The 3,639-nt window shown below is 61.9% G+C and carries 3 protein-coding genes; all 3 read right to left on the bottom strand.

Features of this window, described 5'->3' with window-relative positions; genetic code table 11:
* Positions 1-98: 98 nt before the first annotated feature.
* Genes urtD through urtB form a run of 3 tightly spaced genes read right to left on the bottom strand, consistent with a single transcriptional unit; the run spans position 99 to position 3,522 of the window.
* On the bottom strand, positions 99-944 hold the full coding sequence (urtD, locus tag QMX84_RS25930; RefSeq protein ID WP_282365116.1) for an urea ABC transporter ATP-binding protein UrtD: 846 nt from the start codon (positions 942-944) through the stop codon (positions 99-101).
* Positions 941-2,020 (bottom strand): urea ABC transporter permease subunit UrtC, encoded by a 1,080-nt coding sequence (urtC, locus tag QMX84_RS25925; protein WP_282365115.1) that lies wholly within the window; start codon positions 2,018-2,020, stop codon positions 941-943. Before urtC ends, urtD begins: the two co-directional genes overlap by 4 nt.
* A complete protein-coding gene (gene urtB, locus QMX84_RS25920) occupies positions 2,020-3,522 on the bottom strand; it encodes an urea ABC transporter permease subunit UrtB (RefSeq protein WP_282365114.1) in 1,503 nt (500 codons plus the stop codon). Before urtB ends, urtC begins: the two co-directional genes overlap by 1 nt.
* Between the last annotated feature and the right edge of the window lie 117 nt (positions 3,523-3,639).

The following is a 3,639-nucleotide window of genomic DNA, read 5'->3' as shown; positions in this document are numbered from 1 at the left end:
CTGCCGCAGGCTGCGATAAGGCCCGCAGGGGCTTCAAAATTTCAAGAGCGCGACCGCTGCGCGCTCGATCGCAGCCTGCGGCAGCGGCTACAGGTTCTCTAACGACCCAGATACACCTCAATCACCCGTTCATCCGCCTGCACCTGCTCCAGCGAGCCTTCGGCCAGTACGCTGCCTTGGTGCAAGACGGTGACGTGGTCGGCAATGGCGCCGACAAAGCTCATATCGTGCTCCACCACCATCAGCGAGTGTTTGCCTGCGAGGCTTTTGAACAGTTCGGCGGTGAACTCGGTTTCGGCGTCGGTCATGCCCGCCACTGGCTCGTCCAGCAGCAACAGCTGCGGGTCTTGCATCAGCAGCATGCCGATCTCCAGGAATTGCTTCTGGCCGTGGGACAGCAACCCGGCCTGACGCTGCGCCGAGCTGCTCAAGCGAATGGTCTCGAGCACTTCAGCAATGCGGTCTTTCTGCTCGCCGCTGAGGGTGGCGCGCAGGCTGGCCCACACCGATTTGTCAGTTTTCTGCGCCAGTTCGAGGTTTTCGAACACGCTCAAGGCTTCAAACACGGTGGGCTTTTGGAATTTGCGGCCAATCCCGGCCTGGGCAATCTGCACTTCGCTCATTTGCCGCAGGTCCAGGGTTTCCCCAAACCAGGCCTGGCCTTCGGTGGGCCGGGTCTTGCCGGTGATGACGTCCATCATCGTGGTTTTACCGGCACCGTTGGGGCCGATGATGCAGCGCAGTTCACCCACCCCGATGTACAGGTTGAGGTTGTTCAGGGCCTTGAAGCCATCGAAGCTGACGCTGATGTCTTCGAGCGTCAGGATGGTGCCGTGGCGGGTGTTCAGGCCCTTGCCGGCAGTGTGGCCCAAGCCGATAGCGTCGCGGCCGCTGCCTGAGTCCTTGTTGGGGTCGAGTACAGGTTCGAGCATGACGTTCCTCATTGTTCACCCCGTTTCTTCAACAGGCCGATGATGCCCTTGGGCAGGTACAGCGTGACGACGATAAACAGCGCGCCGAGGAAGAACAGCCAGTACTCAGGGAAGGCCACGGTGAACCAGCTCTTCATGCCGTTGACCACGCCCGCGCCGAGCAGCGGCCCGATCAGGGTGCCGCGCCCGCCCAGTGCAACCCACACGGCGGCTTCGATGGAGTTGGTCGGTGACATTTCGCCGGGGTTGATGATGCCTACTTGCGGCACATACAACGCTCCGGCCAGGCCGCACAGCACCGCGCTCAGTACCCAGACAAACAACTTGAAACCGCGCGGGTCGTAGCCGCAGAACATCAGGCGGTTTTCGGCGTCACGCAGCGCGGTCAGCACCCGGCCAAATTTACTGCGGGCCAGGCGCCAGCCGACAAACAGGCTGGCCACCAGCAACAGCACCGTGGCGAAAAACAGCACCGCACGTGTGCCGGGCTCAGTGATGCCAAAGCCCAGAATGCTGCGAAAGTTGGTGAAGCCGTTGTTGCCGCCAAAGCCGGTTTCGTTGCGGAAAAACAGCAACATCCCGGCAAAGGTCAGGGCTTGGGTCATGATCGAGAAGTACACGCCTTTGATCCGCGAGCGGAAGGCGAAAAAACCAAACACCAGGGCCAATAAACCGGGCGCCAGCACCACCAGGCACATCGCCCACCAGAAGTGCTCGGTGCCGACCCAGTACCACGGCAATTCCGTCCACGATAAAAAGGTCATGAAGTCTGGCAACGCGTCGCCCGAGGCCTGGCGCATCAGGTACATGCCCATGGCATAGCCGCCCAGGGCAAAGAACAAACCATGGCCCAGCGACAGCAGCCCGGCATAACCCCAGACCAAGTCCAGTGCCAGGGCAACGATGGCGTAGCAGAGGATTTTGCCCACCAGTGTCAGGGTGTAGGCCGACACCTGGAACGGGCTGTCGGCGGGCAATAGCGAGAGCAGCGGCATGGCCAGCAGCACCAGCAGGATCAGGCCGCCGACCAGTGCGGTCACGGTGGGCCCGGCTTTTTGTGTGGCGGTAAGCATCAGAGGCTGATTCATCAGTCGATCCCCCGTCCTTTAAGCGCGAAGAGACCTTGCGGGCGCTTCTGGATGAACAGAATGATCAGCCCCAGGATCAGGATTTTGCCGAGCACGGCGCCGATCTGTGGTTCAAGAATCTTGTTCGCGATGCCCAGCCCGAAGGCCGCGTACACGGTGCCCGCCAGTTGGCCGACGCCGCCCAGCACCACCACCAGAAACGAGTCGATGATGTAGCCCTGACCGAGGTCCGGGCCGACGTTGCCGATCTGGCTCAAGGCCACGCCACCGAGCCCGGCAATGCCCGAGCCCAGGCCGAAGGCGAGCATGTCCACGCGCCCGGTCGGTACGCCGCAGCAGGCGGCCATGTTGCGGTTCTGGGTGACGGCGCGCACGTTGAGGCCCAGGCGGGTTTTGTTTAGCAGCAGCCAGGTCAGGAACACCACGGCCAGGGCGAAGACGATAATCACCAGACGGTTGTACGGCAGCACCAGGTTGGGCAGCACTTGAATCCCGCCCGAAAGCCAGGCCGGGTTGGCCACTTCGACGTTTTGTGCGCCGAACAGCACGCGCACCAGCTGGATCAGGATCAGGCTGATGCCCCACGTCGCCAGCAGGGTTTCCAGCGGGCGGCCATAGAGGTGACGAATGATGGTGCGCTCCAGCACCATGCCGATGGCGGCGGTGACGAAAAACGCCACCGGCAGGGCCAGCAACGGGTAGAACTCGATGGCGCCGGGGGCGAAGCGTTGAAACAGCAGTTGCACGCAGTAGGTCGAGTAGGCACCGAGCATCAGCATTTCGCCGTGGGCCATGTTGATCACCCCCAGCAAGCCGAAGGTGATAGCCAGGCCGAGGGCCGCGAGCAGCAGAATCGAGCCCAGCGACAAGCCGCTGAAGGCTTGGCCGAGCAGGTCGCCGATCAGCAGTTTGCGTTTGACCTGGGCCAGGCTGGTTTCGGCGGCGGTGCGCACCGTGGCGTTGGTTTCGACGTCCGGTTGCAGCAGGTTTTCAAGGCGGGTGCGGGCCAGCGGTTCGCCGGTTTCACCGAGCAAACGCACGGCGCTCAAGCGCACGGCGGGGTCTGGATCGACCAGTTGCAGATTGGCCAGCGCCAGGCTTAAAGCCGTGTGCACATCGTGGTCGGTTTCTTCTGCCAGTTGCTGGTCGAGGAATTTAAGCTGCGCCGGTTTGGCGGATTTTTGTAGTTGCTGGGCGGCGCTCAGCCGCAGTTTCGGGTCGGCGGCCAGCAGTTGGTGGCTGGCCAGAGCGGTCTCAACCAGCCCGCGAAGACGGTTGTTCAGGCGCAAGGTTTTGACGTTGCCGTCGACGGTGACTTGCCCCTGTTGCAGGCTGTTGATCAGCTCAACACGGGCGGGCGTGGGCTGGGCCGCCCAGCTTTCGAGGAGTTGGGCCTGCACCGAATTATTGGCCGCCGCGAAATCGCTGGCGTCATCGGCGTAAGCGCCCAGTGGCAATAACACCAAGAGTGCGCAGATAAAACGAAAAAGGGCAGTGGGCATAGTTTTAGCCTTGCGCAAATAGAAACAACTCAACATCCCTGTGGGAGCGGGCTTGCTCGCGATTCATTCAATGCGGTTTTGGCAAGAAACCGCGTCGATACATTCGCGAGCAAGCCC

The sequence above is a fragment of the Pseudomonas sp. PS01297 genome, from assembly GCF_029959305.1.
Taxonomy (GTDB): domain Bacteria; phylum Pseudomonadota; class Gammaproteobacteria; order Pseudomonadales; family Pseudomonadaceae; genus Aquipseudomonas; species Aquipseudomonas helleri.
The sequence above is the reverse complement of the archived record's forward strand: the minus strand, read 5'-3'. Positions and strand labels throughout refer to the sequence as shown.